The sequence below is a fragment of the Herbaspirillum sp. C7C2 genome (assembly GCF_022627865.1).
GTDB lineage: Bacteria > Pseudomonadota > Gammaproteobacteria > Burkholderiales > Burkholderiaceae_D > Herbaspirillum > Herbaspirillum frisingense.
Genome location: NZ_JABXGI010000019.1, coordinates 47,881 through 71,505 on the forward strand (window position 1 = coordinate 47,881; position 23,625 = coordinate 71,505).

18 protein-coding genes are annotated in these 23,625 nt (G+C 64.5%); 5 read left to right on the plus strand and 13 right to left on the minus strand.

What is annotated here, in order from left to right; genetic code table 11:
* Window positions 1-2 precede the first annotated feature (2 nt).
* The 5 genes from HWE04_RS19540 to HWE04_RS19560 form a co-directional block, all read right to left on the minus strand.
* Window positions 3-1,427 (minus strand): efflux transporter outer membrane subunit, encoded by a 1,425-nt coding sequence (locus HWE04_RS19540; protein WP_241813444.1) that lies wholly within the window; start codon window positions 1,425-1,427, stop codon window positions 3-5.
* Window positions 1,428-1,626: 199 nt separating this feature from the next.
* Window positions 1,627-1,995, minus strand: coding sequence for an Hpt domain-containing protein (locus HWE04_RS19545; protein WP_077238489.1), 369 nt, complete (start codon window positions 1,993-1,995; stop codon window positions 1,627-1,629).
* Between the two features lie 284 nt (window positions 1,996-2,279).
* Window positions 2,280-2,738, minus strand: a complete 459-nt coding sequence (locus HWE04_RS19550) for an Hsp20 family protein (protein WP_006465288.1) — start codon at window positions 2,736-2,738, stop codon at window positions 2,280-2,282.
* A 158-nt stretch (window positions 2,739-2,896) separates the two neighbouring features.
* Window positions 2,897-3,514, minus strand: coding sequence for an FMN-dependent NADH-azoreductase (locus HWE04_RS19555; RefSeq protein WP_241813445.1), 618 nt, complete (start codon window positions 3,512-3,514; stop codon window positions 2,897-2,899).
* Complete coding sequence (locus HWE04_RS19560) at window positions 3,511-3,996, minus strand: GNAT family N-acetyltransferase (protein WP_241813446.1); 486 nt, start codon at window positions 3,994-3,996, stop codon at window positions 3,511-3,513. Before HWE04_RS19560 ends, HWE04_RS19555 begins: the two co-directional genes overlap by 4 nt.
* Window positions 3,997-4,092: 96 nt before the next feature.
* Here HWE04_RS19560 and pdxR point away from each other — a divergent pair, with 96 nt between their 5' ends.
* Together pdxR and HWE04_RS19570 are read left to right on the plus strand one after the other, a co-directional pair.
* A complete protein-coding gene (pdxR, locus tag HWE04_RS19565; protein WP_241813447.1) occupies window positions 4,093-5,565 on the plus strand; it encodes a MocR-like pyridoxine biosynthesis transcription factor PdxR in 1,473 nt (490 codons plus the stop codon).
* Window positions 5,566-5,664: 99 nt separating this feature from the next.
* The gene (locus HWE04_RS19570; protein ID WP_077238485.1) at window positions 5,665-6,117 is read left to right on the plus strand and encodes a carboxymuconolactone decarboxylase family protein; all 453 of its coding nucleotides are present in this window, start codon (window positions 5,665-5,667) and stop codon (window positions 6,115-6,117) included.
* An 18-nt stretch (window positions 6,118-6,135) separates the two neighbouring features.
* On the opposite strand, the gene HWE04_RS19575 is transcribed toward HWE04_RS19570, so the two are convergent.
* Window positions 6,136-6,981, minus strand: a complete 846-nt coding sequence (locus HWE04_RS19575) for a LysR family transcriptional regulator (RefSeq protein ID WP_234296186.1) — start codon at window positions 6,979-6,981, stop codon at window positions 6,136-6,138.
* Between the two features lie 198 nt (window positions 6,982-7,179).
* On the opposite strand from HWE04_RS19575, the gene HWE04_RS19580 reads away from it, so the two are divergent.
* Window positions 7,180-7,563 (plus strand): tautomerase family protein, encoded by a 384-nt coding sequence (locus HWE04_RS19580; protein ID WP_241813448.1) that lies wholly within the window; start codon window positions 7,180-7,182, stop codon window positions 7,561-7,563.
* Window positions 7,564-7,664: 101 nt separating this feature from the next.
* Entirely contained in the window at window positions 7,665-8,777 is a 1,113-nt protein-coding gene (locus tag HWE04_RS19585) for an MBL fold metallo-hydrolase (RefSeq protein ID WP_241813449.1), read from the plus strand.
* A 73-nt stretch (window positions 8,778-8,850) separates the two neighbouring features.
* Here the strand turns inward: HWE04_RS19585 and HWE04_RS19590 are convergent, their stop codons facing one another.
* From HWE04_RS19590 to HWE04_RS19615, 6 genes are all read right to left on the minus strand, one after another.
* The gene (locus tag HWE04_RS19590; protein ID WP_006465296.1) at window positions 8,851-9,180 is read right to left on the minus strand and encodes a DHCW motif cupin fold protein; all 330 of its coding nucleotides are present in this window, start codon (window positions 9,178-9,180) and stop codon (window positions 8,851-8,853) included.
* 19 nt (window positions 9,181-9,199) lie between these two features.
* Window positions 9,200-10,396, minus strand: coding sequence for an aminotransferase-like domain-containing protein (locus tag HWE04_RS19595; RefSeq protein WP_006465297.1), 1,197 nt, complete (start codon window positions 10,394-10,396; stop codon window positions 9,200-9,202).
* 112 nt (window positions 10,397-10,508) lie between these two features.
* The gene (locus HWE04_RS19600; RefSeq protein WP_077238480.1) at window positions 10,509-10,967 is read right to left on the minus strand and encodes a RidA family protein; all 459 of its coding nucleotides are present in this window, start codon (window positions 10,965-10,967) and stop codon (window positions 10,509-10,511) included.
* Window positions 10,968-11,128: 161 nt separating this feature from the next.
* On the minus strand, window positions 11,129-12,049 hold the full coding sequence (locus HWE04_RS19605) for a DMT family transporter (RefSeq protein WP_039876989.1): 921 nt from the start codon (window positions 12,047-12,049) through the stop codon (window positions 11,129-11,131).
* 111 nt (window positions 12,050-12,160) lie between these two features.
* On the minus strand, window positions 12,161-12,760 hold the full coding sequence (locus tag HWE04_RS19610) for a LysE family translocator (RefSeq protein ID WP_006465300.1): 600 nt from the start codon (window positions 12,758-12,760) through the stop codon (window positions 12,161-12,163).
* On the minus strand, window positions 12,757-13,851 hold the full coding sequence (locus tag HWE04_RS19615; RefSeq protein ID WP_241813450.1) for a threonine dehydratase: 1,095 nt from the start codon (window positions 13,849-13,851) through the stop codon (window positions 12,757-12,759). Before HWE04_RS19615 ends, HWE04_RS19610 begins: the two co-directional genes overlap by 4 nt.
* A 199-nt stretch (window positions 13,852-14,050) precedes the next feature.
* Here HWE04_RS19615 and HWE04_RS19620 point away from each other — a divergent pair, with 199 nt between their 5' ends.
* Window positions 14,051-15,547 carry an aminotransferase-like domain-containing protein gene (locus HWE04_RS19620; RefSeq protein ID WP_241813451.1) on the plus strand — a complete coding sequence of 499 codons (1,497 nt, stop codon included), beginning with the start codon at window positions 14,051-14,053 and terminating at the stop codon, window positions 15,545-15,547.
* Between the two features lie 39 nt (window positions 15,548-15,586).
* On the opposite strand, the gene HWE04_RS19625 is transcribed toward HWE04_RS19620, so the two are convergent.
* Complete coding sequence (locus HWE04_RS19625; protein ID WP_241813452.1) at window positions 15,587-23,599, minus strand: beta strand repeat-containing protein; 8,013 nt, start codon at window positions 23,597-23,599, stop codon at window positions 15,587-15,589.
* Window positions 23,600-23,625 lie beyond the last annotated feature (26 nt).

Here is a 23,625-nt window from a genome sequence, read left to right on the forward strand (position 1 = left end):
GATCAGGGTCCGGGACGAAGAGGGATGGCAGCGCCGGCTTGGCTGGCATCACCGCCCAAGGCCGCATACAGCGCCACGGAGGACGACAGCAAGGCGCGCCGGGTCTGCACCAGCTGCTGGCGCGCGCTGAGCAGGTCGCGCTGGGCATCGAGCACATCCAGGAAAGGCGCGGCGCCGTTGTCATAGCGCAGCGTGGACAGGCGGGCCCGCTCGGCCTGCACGGTCACGGCGGTCTGGGCGATGGCCAGTTGCCGCGTCAACCACTGGCGGGCGGCCAGGGCATCGGCCACCTCGCGGAAGGCGGCCTGGACGGTCTTTTCATAATTGGCCACCGAGATATCGCGACGGATCTCGGACAGCGCCAGATTGTTGCGCAGGCGACCGGCCGTGAAGATCGGCAGCGTGATGCTGGGCGAGAAGCTCCAGGCCTGGCTGCCATCGCGAAACAGGCCACTCAGTTCGGCACTGGCGCTGCCGACCTGACCGGTCAGGGAAATAGACGGGAAAAAAGCCGCCCGCGCGGCACCGATGTTGGCATTGGCTGCCTGCAGGCGGTATTCGGCAGCAAGCACGTCAGGCCGACGCGTCAACAACAGCGAAGGCAGGCCCGGCTGCAACGCGGGGAAGACCGTGTCCAGCACGCTGCGCGCCTGTCCCGGTGCCAGTTCCAGTGGACTGCCCACCAATAGCGTCAAGGCATTCAGGCGCTGGGCGCGCAGTTGTTCCAGTTGTGCGCCCAAGGCCTGGGCCTGGGTCAGCAGGGTTTCGATCTGTGTCAGGTTCAGGTGCGAACTGGCCCCCACCTCCACCCGCCGTGCATAGATGCGATAGCTCTCCTGACGGCTGGCGATGGTATCGCTGGCGATGGCCAGGCGCTCGTCGAGCTCACCCAGTTCCAGATACGCATCGGCCACTTGCGTGACCAGGCTCAGGGTAGCAGCGCGACGCGTGGCTTCGCTGGCCTGGGCAGTATGCAGGGCCGCATCATCCAGACTGCGCAGACGGCCCCACAGGTCGATCTCCCAGCTGCTCAGGCCCAGCCCTGCCTGATAGGCGCTACCGACCAGCGGTCGTCCGGTCAGGTTGAGATCGGCCGGGGTACGCGAACGATCCAGGCCGACCTGCGCGCCGATGGTGGGAAAGAGGTCCGCACGCTGGATGCCATAGAGCGCCATGGCCTCTTCCACCCGCAAGGCGGCCACCCGCAGGTCGCGGTTATTGGCCAGGGCCAGGCTGATGAGGGCTTGCAGTTGCGGATCGCTGAAGGTGGTCTTCCAGTCCAGCGGCGTCGTGGCAGGCAGCGTGCTGTCAGGCTGCTGCGGGTAGTGCGCGGCCACCGGCGCGGCGGGCCGATGGTAGTCCGGCGCCATGGACTGGCAGGCCGCCAGCAAAAATGCCAGCAACAGCGGCATTGCGGCCAGACGCATTCTGGGAGGAGGCTCGCACATCGTGGGCATCGGCGGAAGCGGAAAATGTGGTGACGAAAGTCTTCGTCTTTTGTGTCCACATTATGAAGTTGCTTGCCAAAAACCCGATTGATGTACGTCAGGTTGCTGACTGATGAGTCGGTAACAAGTCAAATAGGGGAATAGGGGAAACGCTCGAGGCCGATGGCGCCTTCCTGCCCTACTGCGCTACGCCAACCTGGTCGACATAATGGCGCACCTCGGCGGCGACGTCGGCGAAGAGCGCCTGCAGCTCTGCCAGACGCGGCTGGGCGCTGACCGGTGGTTCGGCGCGCGACTGGGTCTCGATGCTCTTGAGCATGTCGGTCAGCACGCCTGCGCCCACCAGGGCCGTCATGCTCTTGAGGCTATGCGCCTCGCGCTTGACCTGGGCTGCATCGTCGGCGTGGATGGCCTGTTCCAGCCGGGCGAAGGTGGCCGGTGCGCTCTGCGCAAAAGTGCCGAACATGTGACGGCAGGCGGCAGCATCGCCCCCCATGGCCTCGAGCAGTGGCTCGGGATTGATGTGCTGGTATCGGTTGTCGTTCACGCGTTTCTCCCCTGAGGCCGACGCAATATACGCAATATATTGCTCCATTGCCAATTTCTTTTGAGCAGCAGTTCCGGGCCGATGGGTACGGCGCGGATCGTGAGCGGGTGCGGCAAACTCGCGCAAACTCACGCAAACTCTTTCGCCGCGCCTGTAACGTAACCAAGCCGGCTACGACAGTCAATCAGAAGTGTTAGGTATAGACGCAAAAAAGCCGCCCGCAATTAGCGGGCGGCATGCTCAATCAGGCTTCCGGATGCGCCCGGCATCCAGGGGGAAGCCAATCAGGCAGCGCGTTCCAGACGTTGGACGTTGTCGCTGCCATCAGCGGCGCCGATCTCGATCTTACGCGGCTTCAGGGCTTCAGGGATTTCGCGGACCAGCTCGATGTTGAGCAGGCCGTTTTCCAGATTGGCGCCGACCACCTTGATGTGGTTGGCCAGCTGGAAGCGCTGCTCGAAATCACGGGCGGCGATGCCGCGGTGCAGGAAGTTGACCTGCTTGTCTTCCTTCTGCTTGCGGCCGGTAATCTTCAGGGTTTCGTTTTCGGTCTCGATGTCGATTTCGCTGCGGGCAAAGCCGGCGACGGCCATCGTGATCCGGTACTTGTCTTCTGCCACCAGTTCGATGTTGTACGGCGGGTAGCTGGGCTGATCGGTACGCTGGGCGTTGTCGAACATCTGGGCCAGGCGATCGAAGCCGATGGCGGTACGGTACAGGGGGGAGAGATCAAAAGTACGCATAAAAATATCCTTTCAGTTAAGCGATGTTTTCGTGGCAGACCTCAACGTCGAGCATCTGCTGGTACCGATCTAGGGATGGCATTTTGGGTTTTCAAGGGATTTTTTTCGAAAAAATACGGGCGCCTCTGACGCCCGATTTTCTTCCGGGAAAAGCGGCTTCAGGCCCTTGAAAACTGCCGATCCAGCTCCATCGCGACCCGCTCGCGTTCGCTGCGCACCACCTGGGCGCCAGCTGCCAGTCCCTCCATCACCGTCAGGCGCAGGTCATGCAGGCCGATGGTGGCCAGCGCCACCTTCAGGTAGGGCGTGAGGAAATCCGGCTGGCGTGCGGACGCGCCGGTAAAGCGGCCGCCGGAGACCACGGCCAGGTGTACCGGGCGGTCGTGCAGCAGGCCGACCTTGCCGTCGGGGGTGATGCCGAAGGTGCGGCGCACCCGCACCACATGGTCGATCCAGGCCTTCAATACGGAGGGGACGGTGTAGTTGTGCATGGGGGTGCCGATGACCACCTGATCGGCGGCCTCCAGCTCGGAAATCAGCAGGTCCGACAAGGCCAGCGTCCCCTGCGCGGCGCCGGCATCCTCTACGAAGGCGGGCGAGCCCAGCGCATCGGCATAGGCAGCATCGACGTGACCAATGGCACTGGCATGCAGGTCGCGCAGCACGATCTGCGCCTGCGGGTGTAAAACGCGCAGGCGGCTGACGATCTGTTGCGAGAGCCACCAGGTGTTGGATGCCTCCTGGCGCGGCGAGGCAAGCAGGTGCAGGATCTTCATGCCGCACCTCCGATGGCCTTGCCGAAGCGCAGTGCGCCGGTCAGCATGCCCTGGCGGAAGTAGAAGCGCTGCGCCAGCGCGTTGGCCATACCGGTATCGAGCACCAGCCGCGCACAGCCGGCCTCGGCGGCCACACCTTCGAGCGCGGCGAGCAGGCGCTCGCCCCACCGCTTGCCGCGTTGCGTGCTGGCGGCCACCAGATCATCGACGTAGAGGAAGGGGCCGTAGACCAGATTCTCCTGGAAACGGTAACCGGCCAGGGCAACCACCACGCCCTGCTCCCAGGCTGCCAGGATGCGATAGCCCTGTTCGCGGGCGCGACCGGTGCGCTGCATGAACTCGTCGGCGTCGCGCAGGTGTGGGCGCAGTTCGTGCATCACGGCAAAGCAGGCCAGCCGGTCGGCCTCGGTGTCGGCATGGCGCAAGGCGCTGTCGGCGATATGCCAGTGGCCAGGAGGGGCAATCTTGGAAGCTTGGTTCATGGGAGAAAGCTCAATGCGTTCAAAGTAGAAGGAGCTTCATCCTAGCCAGCCGATGGCATAATCGGGAGATCCAAGAAATGACATTTCGACTGGTCCATGATTACCCCGTCCTCCGCCTCCCTGATCACCCTCGACAGCGCCACCGACGAGCCCTACTACCGCCAGATCTACGGGCGCCTGCGTAGTGCGGTGGCAGCGGGGATGCTGCGCCCGGGCGACCGCATTCCCTCGGCGCGGGCACTGGCAGCAGAACTGGGACTGGCGCGCGGCACCGTGGAGACGGCCTATTCGCTGCTGGCGGCTGAAGGCTACGTGGAAGCACGCGGACAGGCCGGCACCGTGATCGCGGCCGGGCTGCCGGCCAGAGCGCCGAACGCGCCCGGCAAACCCGGCCCCATCATTGCCCAGGCAGTACCTGCCGCGCCGCGCTACCCCATCCTCCCGGAAGACGGCCACGCCGAGGCCCGGGGACCGCGTCCGTTCCATATGGGCATCCCGGCGCTGGACGCCTTTCCGCGCAAGATCTGGGCGCGCCTGGCGGCCCGCGCGGCGCGTGCCACGCAAGCGGTGGACATGCTCTACCCCTCTCCCGCCGGACTGATGGCCTTGCGCGTGGAAGTTGCGCGTTATCTGCAGCTGTCGCGGGGGCTGGACTGCCGGCCGGAACAGGTCTTCATCACTTCCGGGTATCGCGACAGCCTCAACCTGATCACGCGCACCCTGCTCAAACCCGGCGACAAGGTCTGGGTGGAAGACCCCGGCTATGCACCCACCGGCGCCCTGCTGCGCGAAGCCGGTATGCAGCTGGTGGGGGTACCGGTCGATGCCGAGGGCATGCAGGTGGAGCACGGGCTGCAGCATGCCGCACGCGCACGGGCGGCGGTGGTCACGCCGGCCCACCAGAGCCCCACCTGCGTGGCCCTGTCACTGCCGCGCCGCCTGGCGCTGCTGGAATGGGCGGCACGGCAGCAGGCCTGGATCGTGGAAGACGACTACGACGGCGAATACCGCTACGTCAGCCGCCCCCTGCCCGCACTCAAGAGCCTGGACCGGGATGACCGCGTGCTCTATGCCGGCACCTTCAGCAAGGTACTGTTCCCGGCCATCCGGCTGGCCTATCTGGTGGTGCCGCGTTCCCAGGTGCAGCGTTTCGAAGACAGTGCCCGGCTGTTTTCCGGGGGCGCGCCGGCACTGATGCAGCATATCGTGGCCGACTTCATGGCCGAGGGGCATTTCGCCCGCCACATCCAGCGCATGCGACGCCTGTACGCACAGCGCCGTACCCTGACCATCGCCGGCCTGGAGGCGGTATTGAAGGCCCATGTCCGCATCGATTCGCCGCCTGGCGGCATGCATCTGCTGCTGCGCCTGCAGGGCCGCCGTTCGGACCGCGTACTGGCCGAGAAGATGCGCCAGCACGGCATGTTCAGCCGCGCCTTGTCGGAATGCCTGCTGGCGCCGCGCCCCGGGGTGGCGCCGATGATCATGCTCAGCTTCACCAATATCGACAGCCGGCGCCAGGCCGGTGAGCTGGGACGGCGCATCCTGGCGCTGCTGGAGCCGTCCTGACATGGCCTAGTCCGATTCATCATTCTTGGCACTTATCGACTGGGCCATGAGCGGGCATGATGGCGCCTCGTTTCCATCCACAACAGGAGCCTTGTCGCCATGTCCAACCGTATCGATCTCTACCAGAACGCCACCGCCGCCTACGACGGCCTGTTGGCCGTGAACCGTCATCTCAAGCAATGCAGCCTGCCGGCCGACCTGGTGGAACTGGTGTTTCTGCGGGTGTCGCTGATCAACGGCTGTGCCTATTGCATCGACAAACATTCACGCGACCTGCTCAAGAGCGGCATGACCATCGACAAGCTGGTGCTGGTGCCGGTCTGGCACGAGGCCGGCAGCCTCTTCACGCCCCGCGAGCAGGCTGCGCTGGCCTGGGCCGAAGTGGTGACGCGCATCGGTGAAACGGCGGCGCCGGATGCGGACTACCAGGCGGTGATCCAGCATTTCACGCCAGAGGAGTACAGCGAACTGACGGTCGCCATCGCCCTGATGAATGCCATGAACCGGCTGGCCATCCCGGGCCGCATGCGGCCACAGGCGGCGCGCGCCTGATGGAGGGCGACTCCGGGCTCAGGCTGACTTCAGTGCGGCCACCAGCGTGCGCAATGCTGCCTGCGCGCGGGTCTCCCTGAGGCGGGAATGCAGCATCACCTGGGCCAGCGGCAAGGTGGGCAGGCCCAGCCGTTGGCCCACCTCCACCGCCCCCGGCGGCGCGCTGCGATGGAGCAGCGCCGACACCGCCAGGCCCGCGCTGACCGCCGCGCCGACCGCCAGGATGCCGCCACCGACGAAGACCTCGACCCAGGCGATACCGGCTTCGTCGAGTCGGCGCAGCGACAGTTCACGGATGCGGCAGGTCGAAGAAAAAGTCGCCACCCGCAAGGCAGGCCCGACCCGGCATTGCGCGTCGGGATGGGCAAACCAGCCGATGGGTTCCTGCATGATCAATTCACCGCCCTGGTCCTGCGGCTCGCGACGCACGATGACGGCGTCCAGTTCGCCGCGTTCATAGAGCGGCATGAGGTCGTGCGACGAGCCCACCCTCACCTCCACCATCACGCCGGCATCATGGGCATGCAGCTGCGCCAGGGCGCGTGGCAGGCCGGCACCGGCCACGTGATCGCTGATACCCACCGAAAAGCGCACCAGCCCCTGCTCCAGCCGGTCCAGGGCGCGTTCGTGCGCGGCCAGCAATTCGCGGGCGGCCGGCAGGAATTGCTGGCCCTCCGCAGACAGGCGTACCAGGCGCGGGGTGCGTTCCAGCAGGCGACGCCCCAGGCGCTGCTCCAGTTTCTTGAGCTTGAGGCTGATCGCCGATTGCGTGCTGTCCAGCACTTCGGCGGCACGGGTGAAGCTTTGCAGGTCGGCTGCCAGCACGAAGGCTTGTACGGCATCCAGTTCCAGGGGGCGGTCCATGGGGTAGGCTCCTCGCATCTGATATCGGGTCGGATTGCTCAATGATTCGAATTTTAAATCATTGAAATCAGCATTCAGCAGTTTTTCAAATGATAGAGGAACCTTAACATGCACTGCATGGGTCGCACACGGGCAGGCCTGCCCAGGCGACCCACGGATTTTCAAGCACTTTCAACCCCTGATCTCAAGGAGAACACCATGCCCCTGGTCCGCCTTTCCCTGCTGCGCGGCAAGCCCCGCGCCTACCGTGATGCCATCGTCGACAACGTCTACCAGGCCATGCACGAGAGTTTCAACGTCCCCAAGGACGATCTCTTCATGATCGTGAGCCAGCACGAGCCCGAGGATCTGATCTTCGACCGCCACTACATGGGGATGGAGCGTTCGGACGACTTCGTGGTCATCCAGCTGTCGGTCAGCAACACCCGCAACCAGGCGCAGAAGAATGCGCTCTTTGCCCGCATCGTCGAGCGCTTGCAGGTCAATCCCGGCATCCGCCCTGACGACGTGCTGATCCACCTGCTTGAAGGTGACAAGGGCAACTGGTCCTTCGGACGCGAGCTGGCGCAGTACGTGCTCTGAGACAGCGCACTTTGCAATGGGGCCGCAAGACATGCGCGTCCCCTGCGCGCCGCGCCGGCTGCTGCTAGGATGTCGTTCCTCCCAGCCATCGCGCCTCTCACATGCCACCTGCGACATCCTGCCGCCATCCGTTTCTGCGCCGCCTCTTCAGCTGTACTGCCGCCCTGCTGCTGGCGGCGGGGTTGACGGCCTGCTCCTCGTCGAGCAAGTACTACGACCCCGCCAAGTCCAACCGCACCGAGACCGGTTTTCGCAACAACTACCCGCAGCCGGAGCGTGCCTCCGTCTTGAAGTGGCAATGGGAACGCCTGACCCAGGGCCTGCCCAAGCCGCCCGCCAACGACTACCGCTTCCCGGTACTCAAACCAGACCTGGCCTGGCTCAAGGCCAACCACGACATGCCCAGCGTGACCTGGATCGGCCATGCCACGGCGCTGCTGCAGCTGGGTGGCAAGAATGTGCTGACCGACCCCATGTTTTCGGAGCGCGCTTCGCCCTTTACCTTCGTCGGACCGCGTCGCAAGGTGCCACTGCCGGTGCAGATTGCCGATCTGCCGCATATCGACCTGGTGGTGATTTCGCACAACCACTACGACCATCTGGACCGCGCCAGCGTGGAACAGTTGAACCGGCAGGCTGGTGGCCCGCCACTGTTCCTGGTGCCGCTGGGATTGCGCGACTGGTTCATGGCGCTGGGCATCGACAACGTGCGGGAAATGGACTGGTGGGACAAGACGTCCCTGGACAAGCTGGACATCACGTTCGTACCCGCGACCCATTGGTCGGCGCGCAGCCTGTTCGACCGTTCCGAGACGCTATGGGGTGGCTGGGTGCTGCAGGCCGCCGCGCCGTCCCAGACTGACCGCGGAGCACCGTTCACGGTGTATTTCGCCGGTGACACCGGATATTCGAAGGACTTCCAGGACATCGGCGCACGCTTCCCTCATGTCGACCTGGCGCTGATCCCCATCGGCGCCTACGCGCCGCGCTGGTTCATGCAGGGCCAGCACGTGGACCCGGCACAGGCTGTGCAGATCCACCGCGACGTGCACGCCGCACGCTCCATCGGTATCCACTGGGGGACCTTTGAACTGGCCGATGAGCCGCTGGACGAACCACCGCAGGCGCTGGCCAGGGCCATGCAGCAGGCCAATCTGCCGCCGGAGCAGTTCGTCACGCTCAAGCATGGCGAGACGCTGAAGCTTGCGCGCTAAGCCCTTCAGATGAAAAATGCCCGCCCTGTTTCAAGGGCGGGCATCTGGATGCACAACGATACGCTGGGAACGGCTAGTCCACGATGAACAACTTCGCCCCGACCGAGGTGGACGAGCGATGCGGTTCCGCATCATCGGCGACCTGGTAACTCATGCCAGGCTTGAGTACGAAGCTGCGTCCGTCTTCCAGCTCAGTGTGCAGTTCACCCTCCAGACAGAGCAGGATATGCCCCTTCACACACCAGTGATCGGCCAGGTAGCCGGCGGTGTACTCGACCATGCGCACCCGCAGGTCGCCGAAGCGGCAGGTGCGCCACCAGGCCGTGCCGGTGACGCCGGGATGCTCGGTGGCCGCGATCTGGCTCCAGTCGGTGGTGCCGAAGGGCAGGTCGGAGATCTTCATGCGCGCCCGCCCTGCCTGCTTACAGCTTGGAAGCGATCAGCTTGCCCAGGCGCTCCACGCCGGCGCGGATCTGTTCCGGCGGCACGGTCACGAAGGACAGGCGCAGGGTGTTCTTCTGCGGCACGTTGGCATAGAACGGCGCGCCCGGAACGAAGGCGACCTTCTCCTGTTCGACCGCTTCGTTCAACAGCGCGCCGGCGTCGAGGTGCTCGGGCAGCGTGACCCAGATGAACATGCCGCCTTCCGGCTTGCTCCAGGAGCAGCTGGCCGGGAAGTACTGCTGCAGCGCGTCCAGCATGGCCTGGCACTGGTCGCCATAAAGCTGGCGGATGGTCGGCACGTGCTGGTCCAGGAAGCCGTCCTTGATGGCCTCGTACACCACCATCTGCGTCAGTTGCGCAGTGTGCAGGTCGGTGGCCTGCTTGGCCTGTTCCATCTTCAGGATCAGCGGACGCGGCGCGACCACGTAGCCCAGGCGGATGCCGGGGGTCAAGACCTTGGAGAAGGAACCCATGTAGATCACGCCGGCTGGGTTCATCGACAGCATCTTGGGCAGCGGTGCGTTGCGATAGCTCAGGGCGCCGTACGGATCATCCTCGATCAGCGGCAGACCCAGGCGGGCACAGGTTTCCACCAGCTTGATGCGACGCTCGGTGGGGAGGGTGCGGCCGGTCGGGTTCTGGAAGTTGGGCAGCGAATACAGCATGCGCGCGCCACCGGCGATGGCTTCGATGGTCTCGGGCTGCAGGCCGAATTCGTCGCTGGGGACCGATTCGAACTGGGCACCATACAGCGCGAAGGCTTGCAGTGCGCCCAGGTAGCTGGGGGTCTCGACCAGCACCTTGCTGCCTTCGTCGATGAGCACCTTGCCCAGCAAATCCAGGCCTTGCTGCGAACCGGACACCATCAGCACCTGGTCAGGCGTGATCTGGGCTCCGTCGGAAGACAGCGAAGCGGCGATCCATTCACGCAGCGGCAGGTAGCCGTCGGTGGGGCCGTATTGCAGGGCGGTCTTGCCCTGTTGCGTGAGCACGCGGTCGAAGGCAGCCTTCATGTGTTCCACCGGGAAGGTCAGCGGCGAGGGCAGGCCGCCGGCGAAGGAGGTGATGTCGGGACGCATGGTCACCTTCAGGATTTCGCGGATGGCCGAGCTCTTCATGGCTTCGGCGCGCTGGGAAAACTGCCATTGCAGTGCTGCTGGATTTTCGAGTTTCATACGGTACCGTGTTCTGTGTCTGTGTGGTTCAGGGTGATTCGGGATGAATCAGGCCGCGCGCCTCTGCGGATGCTGCGGCCGTGCTGGTCGGCAATTCGACAGTTTCGATCGATCAGGCGATCTCGGCGATCATCTCGATCTCGACGCAAGCGCCCATGGGCAATTGCGCTACGCCGAAGGCGGAACGGGCATGCTTGCCGGTCTCGCCGAAGACTTCGCCGATCAGTTCCGAAGCGCCGTTGGTCACCAGGTGGTGTTCGGTGAATTCGCCGGTGGAGTTGACCAGGCTCATCAGCTTGACGATGCGCTTGACGCGGGTCAGGTCGCCGCCACAGGCCGCCTGCAGGGTGGCGATCAGGTCGATGGCCACGCCACGCGCGGCCAGCTTGGCGTCGTCGGTACCGATGTCGCGTCCCAGCTGGCCGACCCATACCTTGCCATCCTTCTTGGCCAGGTGGCCGGAGAGGAAGACGGTATTGCCGGTTTGTGCATACATCACATAGGCTGCTGCCGGGGCGGCCACGGCGGGCAGTTCGATGTTCAATGCTTTCAGCTTTTCATAGACGGACATGCGGTACTCCCTGTTGGACAGCGCCCGCGCGGCTGAGGCCGCAGGCGCTGCGCGTTAAGAAAAATAAGTCGACGATTATCTCAAAATTCCGAGGTTTTAGCCCGGTACAGTCTGAACTATTTCGGCTCGCAACACGGCCACAGCCGCGCCTGCGACGCCCTTCAGCGGCGCACGGCCATGCGCCTGCCGATGGCCACCACCACGATCACCGCCAGCGCAAAGAGCATGTTGCTCGCATCCAGGGCTTCATTGGCGATCACCGCGGCCCCCAGCAGGCTCATGAAAGGTTGCAACAATTGCACCTGACCGACACGGGCAATGCCGCCCAGGGCCAGGCCCTTGTACCAGAAGAAAAAGCCGATGAACATCGAGAACAGCGACACGTAGGCAAACGCCAGCCAGGCCGGTGCCGAGGCGGTGACGCCATATTGCCAGCCCAGCCACAGCGACACCGGCAGCATCACCGGCAAGGCCACCACCAGCGCCCAGGCGATCACGTTCTGGCCACCCATGGTCTGTGCCAGCCGGCCGCCTTCGGCATAGCCCATGGCCGCCGCGATCACGGCCGCAAAGAGGGCAAAGTCGGCCAGGTGGAAACTGCCACCGCCTTCGTGCAAGGCAAACCCGATCACGATGCCCGAGCCCACCAGCGCGGCCAGCCAGAAGCCGGCCGAGGGTCGCTCGCCGAAACGCAGCGCCCCGAACAGCGCAGTCGCCAGCGGCAGCAGCCCGACCACCACGGCGCCGTGCGCAGCCGGCACATAGCGCATGGCGATCGAGGAAAACAGCGGAAAACCCACCACCACGCCCAGTGCCGTGATCACCAGGGCGCGCAGTTGGCTGGCCGTGGGGCGCGGTGCCTTGATCCAGACCAGCAACACCAGCGCGCATACGCCGGCCACCACCGCCCGGCCGAAGGCGACGAAGGCCGGATTGAGTTCGGCCACGGCAATGCGGGTAAAGGGCAGCGTAAGGCTGAAGATCGCCACCCCGATCAGGCCCAGCCACATGCCACGACTTTCGTGGCGTGCCGGTACCCCGGTCGATGGACTACCCAGAACGGATTTGCTGCCTGTCTGCATGAAATGCCCCTGTCTGCGTACGCTGCTGTCTTATTGATATAAAAGATTTACCCGCGCCCTGCCCGTCCCCGACGGCCCTGACAACCCTGGCAGCCGCGGCCTGGCGCCGCATTACAGCCAGATCGCCAGCGCCGAATACAGGGTCAACACCACCATGGTCGCGGCAAAGCCGATGCGCCACAGCGGGCGTTCCAGATAGCGCCGCAATACCGCTCCGGCACCGGCCCAGACCGACACGCAAGGCAGGTTGATGGCGCAGAACACCAGGCAGTAGATCAGGATTGCCAGCCATCCGGCATGCTTATGCAGCAACGGCATGAAGGCCGAGGCACCGGTGATGGCCATCACCCAGGCCTTGGGATTGGCGAACTGGAACATCGCCGCCGCGCCGAAGGACATCGGCTGCAGCGCCCGCTCCCCCGTGCCGGCCACGCCCATGCGGCGCAATTGCCAGGCCAGGTACAACAGATAGGCGCAGCCAGCCGCCTTGAGCAGCAGCACCACCTGCGGCAACGCCACCACCAGCTCGCCTATACCGAAGGCGCATACCGCCAGCAGGACGCCGAAGCCGAAGGTGATGCCCAGCATGTGCGGCACCGAGCGACGAAAGCCGAACCAGATCCCCGAGGAGGTCAGCATGATGTTGTTGGGTCCCGGCGTGATCGAAGAGACAAAGGCGAACGACATCAGTGGTAGCAAAGCCTCGATCATGCCGACCTCCGCTGCGCCAGCTGGCCTTCGTGCGGGGCTTGCGCATGCCCCTGCAGCAGCGACACCACCCGCGCCGGGGCCAGCAGGGCATCGGCCACGGCACTGTCGCGGGCCAGCACGCGGGCGAAGACGTCATGATCGACGTTGCCGCCGGAGAGCGTGATGCCGATCTTCTTGCCGCGCAGCCGCGCGCGCAGCTGCAAGGCCGCTGCCAGGGCGCAGGCACCCGCTCCTTCGGCCACATTGTGGGTGGCAATGAAGGCCAACTTCATGGCGTCCATGACTTCATCGTCGGTGACGGCCACGACCTCGTCCACTTCGGACAGCATCACGTCCAGCGAGGCCTGATCGGGGACGCGACAGGCGACGCCATCGGCGATACAGGTACTGACCGGCGCCTCGATCTTGCGGCCGGCCTCGAAGGACAGCTTGTAGGCCAGCGCGTGGGCGGATACCACACCGATGATGCGGGTCTTCAGGCCCAGTGCATTGCGCGCCGCTACCGCGCCGCACATGCCGGAACCCTGGCCGATGGGGACCAGCACCAGGTCCAGTTCGGGCTGGGCGGCAAACAGTTCCATCCAGTAGGTCGAGACGCCGGCCACCAGGTCGCGGTGGAAGGACGGGATCATGTGCAATTGCTGCTGTTGCGCCAGTTGCTGGGCGTGTTCGCGGCTGTCCTGGAATTCGCGGCCATGTTCGATCAGATCCACGCCAAGCGCACGCATGGCGGCATTCTTTTCGCGGCTGTTGCCTTCGGGCACGACGATGGTGGCAGGAATGCCGAAGCGGCGCGCCGACAGCCCCACCGACTGGCCGTGATTGCCCCGGGTGGCCGAAATCACGCCGGACAGTTGCGGTTGTTGCCGGGCCAGGTGATGCAGATAGACCATGCCACCGCGCACCTTGAAAGCGCCCGTGGGGGCATGGTTCTCGTGCTTGACCCAGACTTCGGCACCCAGTGCCTGGTTCAGCAGCGGCCAGCACAGTTGCGCGGTGGGTGCCATGCCGGCATAGACGATACCGGCGGCCTGTTCGATCTCCATCAGGCTGGGCAACAGGCGGTGGACGGCGGAAGTGGCTTGGGTCATGACGGTTCTCCTATCGGAATGCAGGTTGCTGGCGACAAGGCCAGGGTAGCTAGGGTGGATCCGGTGGACCGAAGTGGCCCGGATTGGCTTGCTTGTCCCGGCGATACGCTTGCTCTTGTATTGGAAGCCATCCTAGCCGACAATACCGATACAGTACCTGTACACTTTTCCAAATAATCCCAAACATTGTCACGGCAAAATGACCAATACAGTCAAGCAATTGCGCAGCGTCAGACCCGATATGCCTCAGAGCGACAGCGCCCTCCCCGGCTGGCCGCTGCTGTTGCGCGAGAGTGGCGAATCGCTGGTGGACCAGATTGTGCGTGGCATCCGCGCCCGCATTGATGACAAGCTCTTGCGCAGCGGCGTGCGCATGCCCTCGATCCGGCAGTTTGCCGATGGCAACGAGATTTCGCGCTTTACCGTGGTGGAGGCCTATGACCGCCTGGTGGCCCAGGGCTATCTGGAATCGCGCCGGGGCTCCGGCTTCTACGTCAAGGAACGCTCACCCCTGGGTGGCGGCTATGGCAACACCGCTGCCCAGGCCGAAGCCGTGGCCGAGGCCGGGCGCGGGCTGGATGTGGTCTGGTTGGTACGCAACATGTTCCGCCAGATGCCGCCGCACAAGATGCCCGGCGGCGGCCTGCTGCCACCGGACTGGCTGGATGGCGAACTGATCGCCAACGCCCTGCGTGCCGTCAGCCGCGACAACCCTTCCCTGCTGCTGGGCTATGGCACGCCGCTGGGTTTCCTGCCGCTGCGCCAGCAGTTGCAGTTGAAGCTGGCCGAGCTGGAAATCGCCGCCGCCCCCGACCAGATCGTGATGACCACGGGCGTGACCCAGGGCCTGGACACGGTGGCGCGGCATTTCCTGCGCCCGGGCGATGTGATCTTCGTCGATGATCCGGCCTGGTTCCTGATGTTCGGCTCCTTTGCTGCACTGGGCGCCAAGATCGTGGGCATCCCGCGGCTGGGCGACGGCCCCGACATCGCGCGCCTGCGCGAGCTGGCGGCGATCCACAAGCCCAAGCTGTACGTGATCAATTCGGTGCTGCACAACCCGACCTCGACCTCGCTGTCGGCGGCCAAGGCCTTCCAGGTTCTGCGCATCGCCGAGGAACACGATTTCATCATCGTCGAGGATGACATCTACTGCGACATGCATCCCGGTTCAGCGGTACAGCCGGCGACCCGCATCGCCGCGCTGGACCAGCTGCAGCGGGTGATCTACCTGGGCGGTTTTTCCAAGACCTTGTCGGCCAACCTGCGGGTGGGCTTCATCGCCACCTCGACCGAACTGGCGCGCAGCCTGGCCGACCGCAAGCTGCTCTCGACCCTCACCACCGGCGAGATCGGCGAACGCGTGGCCTACAAGGTGCTCTCGGAGGGGCATTACCGCAAGCATGCCGAACGGCTGCGGGCGCGGCTCAATGGCGCGCGCGACAAGGTGATGCGCCAGCTGGAACGCATGGGCATGGAGATCGGTGATCCGCCGCCCTGCGGGATGTTCCTGTGGGTCGATACCGGGCGCGACACCAATGTCATGACCGAGGAGGCGATGGAACAGGGCTTCCTGCTGGCACCGGGCAGCCTGTTCTCGCCTGCGCAGCTGCCCTCCACGCGCATGCGCATCAACGTGGCCAGCATGTCCGACCCCGGCATCTGGCGCTTCCTGGAAAAGGCGATGGCGCGCTGAGCCCCCTCGCCCACCCTGGCCGACCTGACCACCGGTAGGTCAGGTGGTCAGGTGGATGCGCGCCACTTCCTGGTTGCTGGCATTGTAGAAGGCATAGTCGGTGGTACCGGGGAAGTAGACGTAATGGTCCGAACCATTGGCCATGATCTGCAAGCTTTCACTGGAGCTCATCTTCACCGTCAACAGGTGCGAGGTGGCACCGCTGACCATGCCCATGTTGATCACGTCCTGGGCCGTGATGATGATGTTGGTGCCATTGCCGGCGCTGACATCGAGGGTGGTGATACCGCTGACCTTGCTGGAGAAATTGCTCAGGTTCAGGGTATTGCCCAGGTCGGCGAAATGCAGCGTCGTCACCCCGGCCACGCCATTGATGGAATCGATGTTGGAGGTGCCGGTGTTCTTGTTGACCATGTCGCTCTGCGCGCCGGCGGTACTGCCCAGGCCGGCGCTGACATTGATCAGGTTCGTGCCGCTGCCCACCGTCACCGAATTGTGCCCGCCCTCGACCACGTTGAAGATATCGGTACCGGAACTGGCGCCACCGCCCGAGAGGACGTTGGTGGTGCCGTTGCCGCGCGCGGTCAGGGTATTGGCACCGCTGTTGCCGGTAAGGGTGCTGTTGACGCTGCTGCTGCCTTCCAGGTTGGCGATGCCGACATAGCTGTCCCCGTTGGCATCGCCGCTGCTGCCGCCGCTCACCAAGCTGGCATTGATCGCGCCGCTGGTGGAATACAGGTAGCTGACGGTATCGCTGCCGCCGGCCCCACCATTGAAGACATTGGCCACACCGCTGGCATAGAAGATATCGTCGCCGGCGCTGCCGGTGACATTCTGGATGTTGACGTAGGTGTCGTTGGCAGCATAGCCATTGGCACCCGTGCCGTGGAACAGGTCCACCGTCACGCCCACTCCGCCGGAACGCGCATAGTTGACCGTATTGTTGCCGGCGCCACCGTCGAAGGCGTTGGTGGCGGCGCTGGCATAGAACGTGTCGTTGCCGGAACCGCCGATCAGGTTTTCGATATTGGTGAACTTGTCGCCGAGCGCATAGAGGCCGCTGGCGGCCAGCGTATTGGTCAGGTCCACCGTCACGCCACCGGTATCGAATTCATAGCTCACCGTATCGACGCCGGCACCGCCATCGAAGTTGTTGGCCTGGGTGCTGGCCTTGAAGAGGTCGTTGGCGGCGCTGCCGATCACGTTGTCGATGTTGAACAGGGTATCGCCCTGGGCGTCGCCACCGGTACCGGTGCCGTTCTTCAGGTCGATGGTCACGCCCAGCGTCGAGCCGGCGTAGGACGCGAAGGTCGAACCCCGGTTGCCGACCACCGCGGTGATGCTGTCGGCACCCGCGCCGCCTTCCAGCACCGAGCGCGTACCGGGGGTGGAGAACCCCTTGAGCACGTCATTGAAGGCACTGCCCACCACGTTCTCGATATTGGTGTAGGAATCGCCGGCGGCATAGTTGCCGCTGCCGGTACCGGTGGCCGTGGACAGGTCCACATTCACGCCGTTGGTACCGTCGCTGCTGGTGGAGAGCGAATAGTTGACGGTGTCCGAGCCGCCGGTGCCGCCATTGAGGATGTTGACTGCAGCGCTGGCCAGGAAGGTATCGTCGTTGTTGCTGCCGATGACGTTGTCGATGTTGAACAGGGTATCGCCCTGGGCATCCCCCCCGGTACCGGTCCCGTTCTTCAGGTCGATGGTCACGCCGCTGGACGAGCCGGCATAGGACGCATAGGTGTAGGCGCGATTGCCGAGGTCGGCGGTGATGCTGTCGGCACCCTTGCCACCGGTCAGTACCGACATCACGCCGACCGTGGAAAAGCCGGTCAGGGTATCGGCCCAGTCGCTGCCGATGACGTTCTGGATGTTGGCATAGGTGTCGCCCTGGGCGTAGTTGCCCGATCCGACGCCACTGGTGAGGTTGACCGTCACGCCGGTGGCGCTGTTGCTGCTGGTGGAACCGGCATAGCTGACCGTGTTCGACCCGGCTCCGCCATCCAGGAAGTTGGCGGCCGCGTTGGCCACGATGGTGTCGTTGCCACTGCCGCCGGTGGCGTCCTGGATGTTGGCATAGGTATCGCCATTGGCCAGGCTGCCGGTACCGCCCGAACCGCTGCCGCTGAGCAGGTTGATGGTTTCGTTGACGGTGGAGTTGGCGTAGCTCACCCGATTGTGCAGCGAACCTGTACCGCCATCGAAGAAGTTGGCGGCCGCGCTGGCCACGAACACGTCATCGGCGGACCCGCCGGTGGCATCCTGGATGTTGGTGTAGGTGTCGCCATTGGCCAGGCTGCCCGTGCCGCCCGTACCGGTTCCGTTGAACAGGTTGATGGTTTCGGCCACCGTCGAGGTGCTGTAGTTGACCCGGTTATGGGTACCGCCACCGCCATCGAAATTGTTGGCGGCAGTATTGCCGTAGAAGGTGTCATTGCCACCACCGCCGGTGATGTCCTGGATGTTGATGTAGGTGTCGCCGTTGGCCAGGCTGTTGGTGCCGCCACTGCCCTGGCCGGTGACCAGGTTGACGGTCTCGTCGACTGCGGAATTGGCATAGCTCACCCGGTTGTGCAGCGAGCCGGTGCCACCATCGAAGGCATTGGCGAGCCCATTGGCGATGAACACGTCATCGGCAGTACCGCCGGTGACGTCCTGGATGTTGGTGTAGGTATCGCCGTTGGCCAGGCTGCCGGTGCCGCCCGTGCCGGTACCGTTGAACAGGTTGACCGTCTCCGATACCGTGGAACTGCTGTAGTTGACCCGGTTGTGGCTGCCGCCACCACCATCGAAACTGTTGGCGGCGGTGTTGCCGTAGAAAGTGTCGTTGCCGCTGCCGCCGGTGGCGTCCTGGATGTTGGTGTAGGTGTCGCCATTGGCCAGGCTGTTGGTGCCGCCACTCCCCAGTCCGCTGATCAGGTCGATCGTTTCATCGACGGTGGAGTTGGTGTAGCTCACCCGGTTGTGGGTACCGGCACCACCATCGAAACGATTGGCCGCCGCGCTGGCGACGAAGGTGTCGTTACCGCTGCCGCCGGTGACATCCTGAATGTTGGCATAGGTGTCGCCATTGGCCAGGCTGCCGGTGCCGCCGCTACCCGTGCCATTGAACAGGTTCACCGTTTCGTCGACGGTGGAATTGGTGTAGCTGACCCGGTTGTGCAGCGAACCCGTGCCGCCGTCGAGGAAGTTGGCCGCCGCGCTGGCGATGAAGACATCGTCGGCAGTGCCGCCGGTGGCGTCCTGGATGTTGGTATAGGTATCGCCATTGGACAGGCTGCCGGTACCGCCGGTCCCGGTGCCACCGAACAGGTCGATGGTCTCGGCCACCGTCGAGGTGCTGTAGTTGACCCGGTTGTGGCTACCACCGCCGCCATCGAAGCGGTTGGCGGCGGTATTGCCGTAGAAGGTGTCGTTGCCGCCACCGCCGGTGATGTCCTGGATGTTGATGTAGGTATCGCCATTGGCCAGGCTGCCGGTGCCGCCCGTGCCCTGGCCGGTGACCAGGTTGACGGTCTCGTCGACGGTGGAATTGGTATAGCTCACCCGGTTATGCAGCGAGCCGGTGCCGCCATCGAAGAAGTTGGCGGCCGCACTGGCGATGAAGACATCGTCGGCGGTGCCACCGGTGACGTCCTGGATGTTGGCATACGTATCGCCGTTGGCCAGGCTGCCGGTGCCGCCCGTGCCGGTACCGTCGAACAGGTTGACCGTCTCCGACACCGTGGAACTGCTGTAGTTGACCCGGTTGTGCAAGCCGCCGCCGCCATCCAGACGGTTGGCCGCGGCATTGCCGTAGAAGGTGTCGTTGCCACTGCCGCCGGTGACGTCCTGGATATTGGTGTAGGTATCGCCATTGGCCAGGCTGCCCGTGCCGCCGCTGCCGGCGCTGGTGACCAGGTTGACGGTCTCGTCCACGCTGGAATTGGCATAGCTCACACGGTTGTGGGTACCGCCGCCACCGTCGAAATTGTTGGCTGCGGCGCTGGCGACAAAGGTGTCGTCGGCGCTGCCGCCGGTGACGTCCTGGATGTTGGTGTAGGTGTCGCCGTTGGCCAGGCTGCCAGTGCCGCCAGTACCTACGCCGTTGAACAGGTCCACCGTTTCGGACACGGTGGAATTCTGGTAGCTGACGCGATTATGCGAACTCGCCGTGCTGGCGCCACCGTCGATATTGTTCGCGGCGGCGCTGGCGATGATCAGGTCGTCGCCCGAACCACCGGTGACGTCCTGGATGTTGGTATAGGTATCGCTCTGGGCATAGGTGCCGCTGCCGGCACCGGTAAACAGGTTGATGGTTTCGCTGCTGGTGGAATGCGCATAGCTGACGCGGTTGTGCAGGGAGACGCCGCCACCGTCGAAGTTGTTGGCCGCCAGGCTGGCCACGAAGGTATCGTCGTAGATGCTGCCGGTCAGGTCCTGGATGTTGGAGAGCTTGTCGCCGGCCGCGTAGCCGCCCGAGGTACCGGTGCCGTTGGTGTAGCTCAGGTCCACCGTGACGGCGGCGTCCGAGCTGGCATAGCTGACCCGATTGTGGGAGGTGGCCGTGCTGCTGCCACCGTCGATGCTGTTGGCCTCGGCGCTGGCGATGATCACATCGTCCTGGGCGGAACCCACCACGTTCTGGATGGCGGTATAGCTGTCGCCGGCGGCAAAGCCGCCGCTACCGGTACCGGTGACCAGGTTGATCGTCACCGCGCCGGTCGAGAAGGCGTAGCTGACCGTATTGGAACCCAGCCCGCCATTGAAGACATTGACGTTGTTGTCGGCGATGAAGGTATCGTCATAGGCGCTGCCGATGACGTTCTGGATGCCGCTATAGGTGTCACCTGCGGCAAAGCCGGTACTGCCGGTGCCGTGGAACAGGTCGACGGTGACGCCATTGCCATCGCTGGCCTTGGCATAGCTGACCGTATTGTTGCCGGCACCGCCGACGAAGGCATTGGCCGCCAGGTTGGCAATGAACAGGTCGTTGTAGTCGCTGCCGATGACGTTCTGGATGTTGAGGTAGGTGTCGTTGTCGGCATAGCCGCCGCTGCCGCTGCCCTGCACCAGGTCGACCGTCACGGCGCCGTTGGAACGGGCGTAGCTGACCGTGTTGGAGCCGGCGCCACCGTCGAAGTTGTTGGCTGCCAAGTTGGCCACGAAGAGGTCATTGCCGGCGCCGCCGGTGAGGTCCTGGATGTTGACCAGCTTGTCGCCCTGGGCATAGCCACCGGAGGTGCCGGTGCCATCGGTGTAGTTCAGGTCCACCGTTACGGCGGCGCTGGAGGCGGCATAGCTGACACGGTTGTGGTTGGAGCCACCGCCGTCGAAGCTGTTGGCCGCGGCACTGGCGACGAAGGTATCGTCGTAGACGCTGCCGATCAGGTTCTGGATATTGGTGAAGGAGTCGCCCGCCGCATAGTAGCCGCCGGTACCGGTGCCGATGGTATTGGTCAGGTCCACCGTGACGCCACCGGTCGAATAGATGTAGCTGACCGTGTTGGAACCACCCCGGCCGTCGAAATTGTTGACATCGGCACTGGCGATGAAGATGTCGTCGTAGGCGCTGCCGATCAGGTTCTGGATGTGCGCCAGCACGTCGCCCTGGGCGTAGCCGCCGGAGGTGCCGGTGCCATCGGTGTGGGTCAGGTCGACCGTCACGGCGCTGGTGGAAAACTCGTAGCTCACCGTGTCCGAGCCGCCCAGGCCGCCGTTGAAATTGTTGGCTCCGACGCTGGCGATGAAGGTGTCGGAATACGAGCTGCCGACGATGTTCTGGATGTTGGCGAAGCTGATGTTCTGCGCATACCCGCCGCTGCCGGCCTGGGTGATCATGTTGATGCTGACCGCGCCGGTGGAAGCGCCGAAGTTCAGGGTATCGGAACCGCCGCTGCCGCCGTCGATGCGGCGCGTATCCACGCCGACGATGAAGACGTCGTCGAAGGCCGAGCCGATGGCATTCTGGATGTGGTTGTAGCTATCACCCTCGGCATAGCCGCCGGTACCGCGACCGGAGACGAAGTTGATCGACACGCCGGTGGTGGAGCCGGCATAGCTGACTGTGTCATTGCCGCCAGTGCCGCCATCGAAGGTATTGACGTCCACGTTGCCCACGAAGGTATCGTCATAGGCGCTGCCGATGACGTTCTGGATGCGTATGTAGCTGTCGCCCGCCGCTGCGCCGCCGCTCCCCAGGCCACTCTGCAGGTTGACGTTCACGCCGGCATTGGAATTGGCGTAGGAGACGGTGTTCGAGCCCAGGCCGCCGTCGAAGCGGTTGGCATCGCTGCTGGCCACGAAGAGATCGTTGTAGTCGCTGCCGATGGCGTTCTGGATATGGGTATAGGTGTCGCCCTGCGCATAACCGCCCGCGCCGGTGCCGGTGATCAGGTTGACCGTCACGGCCGCGTTCGAAGACACGTAGGACACCGTATCGGAACCGCCACTGCCGCCATCCAGGCGGTTGACCACGGCGTTGGCGACGAAGGTATCGTCGAAGGCACTGCCGCGCAGGTTCTGGATGTTGGAAAGCTGGTCGCCCTGGGCATCGCCGCCACTGCCCAGGCCGGTCACCAGATTGACCGTCACGCCGGCGCTGGAGCCGGCGTAGCTGGCCGTGTTGACGTTGGTACCGGTGCTGTTGACGCCGCCCACCAGCTGGTCTGCGCCAGCACCGCCCTGGAAGAAGGTATTGCCACTGCCACCGTAGATGATGTCGTTGCCGCTGCCGCCATAGAGCAGGTCATTGGCATTGCTGCCGTAGATGGTCACGCCACCGTTGCCGGCATGTACCTCGTGCGGTGCGCCCTGGGCCGGCAACACCAGCACCGGATCGCCGGTGGCCGGATCGAGGTAGCTCAGGTCGCCATAGACGGTGGCATCCTTGACGGCGACGTGGCGCACATCGACCAGGGTCTGCGGGCCGCGCGAGGTCGAGACCGTGGTGGTGAAGGTGAGATCGAAGGCCTGATGCACCGGCGAGGAGGCATTGGCCTCGACCGTGTTGTACTGCAACTGCATCGGGAAATCGGTCTGGCCGGCCGCCACCGTCATCTCGTAGCGACCGCCACCGAGATCGGTGGCGTTGACGATGGACATGTTGGCCGGCACACCCGAGACGATCACCGACACCACATTGCCATTGCCGGTGATGGTGACATCGAACACCTTGATGAAGGTGCCGGCATTGTTGCCGGCGGCATAGATGGTGCGCACATCATTGCCGGCGTTGATCACCTGGGTGCTGAACTGCAACGGCAGGCCGGCATCCGTGGCCGATTGCGGAATGCCGCCGCTACCGTAGAGGACGTCGCCGGTCTGGGTGATGGTGGCCAGGTTGACCAGCTTGATGGCCATGGCCGGCTGCGAGGGGTCGACCTGAATCGGCGGCGAGGGAATCGAGCCGGGCCGCTCGGGTGGCACCTGCGGTTCGGAAGGCTTGACCGGCGCATCGTTGGAACTGGGATTGGCTGGCGGCGAGAACACCGGTGGCGTATTGGCCGTCAGGTTCTGCGACGCCGCCGCGGTGGCGCCCACCGTGGTGTGGGTGGTGTCGCCCCCCACCACTGCACCGGCCGAACCACCGGCCTTGCTGGTGCCGTTGCTGCTGGTGGTGAGCGAGGCCGAATTTTCGCTGATGATCTGGGAAAACTGGCTGCCGCCATCGTTGCCGATGCTGGCCGCGTTGCGGTCCACCGTCACCTGCTGGGCCGGTGTCACATTGGGTGGGACCGCCACCGGGTCGGAATTGAGGATGCGCGACTGGTCATTGGGCTTGAGCGCGATCTTGCCCACCGAATCGAGCAGCTTGCCGGTATCGGCGCTGGTATCGGCAAACTTGACCTTGGACTTGTCGTCCATCGCCTCGATGGCGCCACCGGCCAGCACCACCTTGGTGCCGTCGGCCATGTGCAGCACCATGTCCACGTCCACCACCTGGACGTGCTGAACGGCGGCGCGGGTGGCGCTGACCTGGAAGCTGCCGGCCTGGTCGGGCATCACCACCCGTACCGGGCCGGTGACCTTGTCCGCGGAGTTCGCTTGTGATGAGCTTGCGGTTGCCATGTTTCCTCGCTATCGAAGATCGGTTC

Excerpts from the sequence above, each read along its gene's own strand:
- HWE04_RS19600 (WP_077238480.1), bottom strand. The coding sequence starts at position 10,967 with ATGTCCGTCTATGAAAAGCTGAAAGCATTGAACATCGAACTGCCCGCC.
- HWE04_RS19595 (WP_006465297.1), bottom strand. The coding sequence starts at position 10,396 with ATGAAACTCGAAAATCCAGCAGCACTGCAATGGCAGTTTTCCCAGCGC.
- HWE04_RS19550 (WP_006465288.1), bottom strand. The coding sequence starts at position 2,738 with ATGCGTACTTTTGATCTCTCCCCCCTGTACCGTACCGCCATCGGCTTC.
- HWE04_RS19560 (WP_241813446.1), bottom strand. The coding sequence starts at position 3,996 with ATGAACCAAGCTTCCAAGATTGCCCCTCCTGGCCACTGGCATATCGCC.
- HWE04_RS19540 (WP_241813444.1), bottom strand. The coding sequence starts at position 1,427 with ATGCGTCTGGCCGCAATGCCGCTGTTGCTGGCATTTTTGCTGGCGGCC.
- HWE04_RS19585 (WP_241813449.1), top strand. The coding sequence starts at position 7,665 with ATGCCACCTGCGACATCCTGCCGCCATCCGTTTCTGCGCCGCCTCTTC.
- HWE04_RS19555 (WP_241813445.1), bottom strand. The coding sequence starts at position 3,514 with ATGAAGATCCTGCACCTGCTTGCCTCGCCGCGCCAGGAGGCATCCAAC.
- HWE04_RS19590 (WP_006465296.1), bottom strand. The coding sequence starts at position 9,180 with ATGAAGATCTCCGACCTGCCCTTCGGCACCACCGACTGGAGCCAGATC.
- HWE04_RS19620 (WP_241813451.1), top strand. The coding sequence starts at position 14,051 with ATGACCAATACAGTCAAGCAATTGCGCAGCGTCAGACCCGATATGCCT.
- HWE04_RS19580 (WP_241813448.1), top strand. The coding sequence starts at position 7,180 with ATGCCCCTGGTCCGCCTTTCCCTGCTGCGCGGCAAGCCCCGCGCCTAC.
- HWE04_RS19575 (WP_234296186.1), bottom strand. The coding sequence starts at position 6,981 with ATGGACCGCCCCCTGGAACTGGATGCCGTACAAGCCTTCGTGCTGGCA.
- HWE04_RS19625 (WP_241813452.1), bottom strand. The coding sequence starts at position 23,599 with ATGGCAACCGCAAGCTCATCACAAGCGAACTCCGCGGACAAGGTCACC.
- HWE04_RS19570 (WP_077238485.1), top strand. The coding sequence starts at position 5,665 with ATGTCCAACCGTATCGATCTCTACCAGAACGCCACCGCCGCCTACGAC.
- HWE04_RS19610 (WP_006465300.1), bottom strand. The coding sequence starts at position 12,760 with ATGATCGAGGCTTTGCTACCACTGATGTCGTTCGCCTTTGTCTCTTCG.
- pdxR (WP_241813447.1), top strand. The coding sequence starts at position 4,093 with ATGATTACCCCGTCCTCCGCCTCCCTGATCACCCTCGACAGCGCCACC.
- HWE04_RS19615 (WP_241813450.1), bottom strand. The coding sequence starts at position 13,851 with ATGACCCAAGCCACTTCCGCCGTCCACCGCCTGTTGCCCAGCCTGATG.
- HWE04_RS19605 (WP_039876989.1), bottom strand. The coding sequence starts at position 12,049 with ATGCAGACAGGCAGCAAATCCGTTCTGGGTAGTCCATCGACCGGGGTA.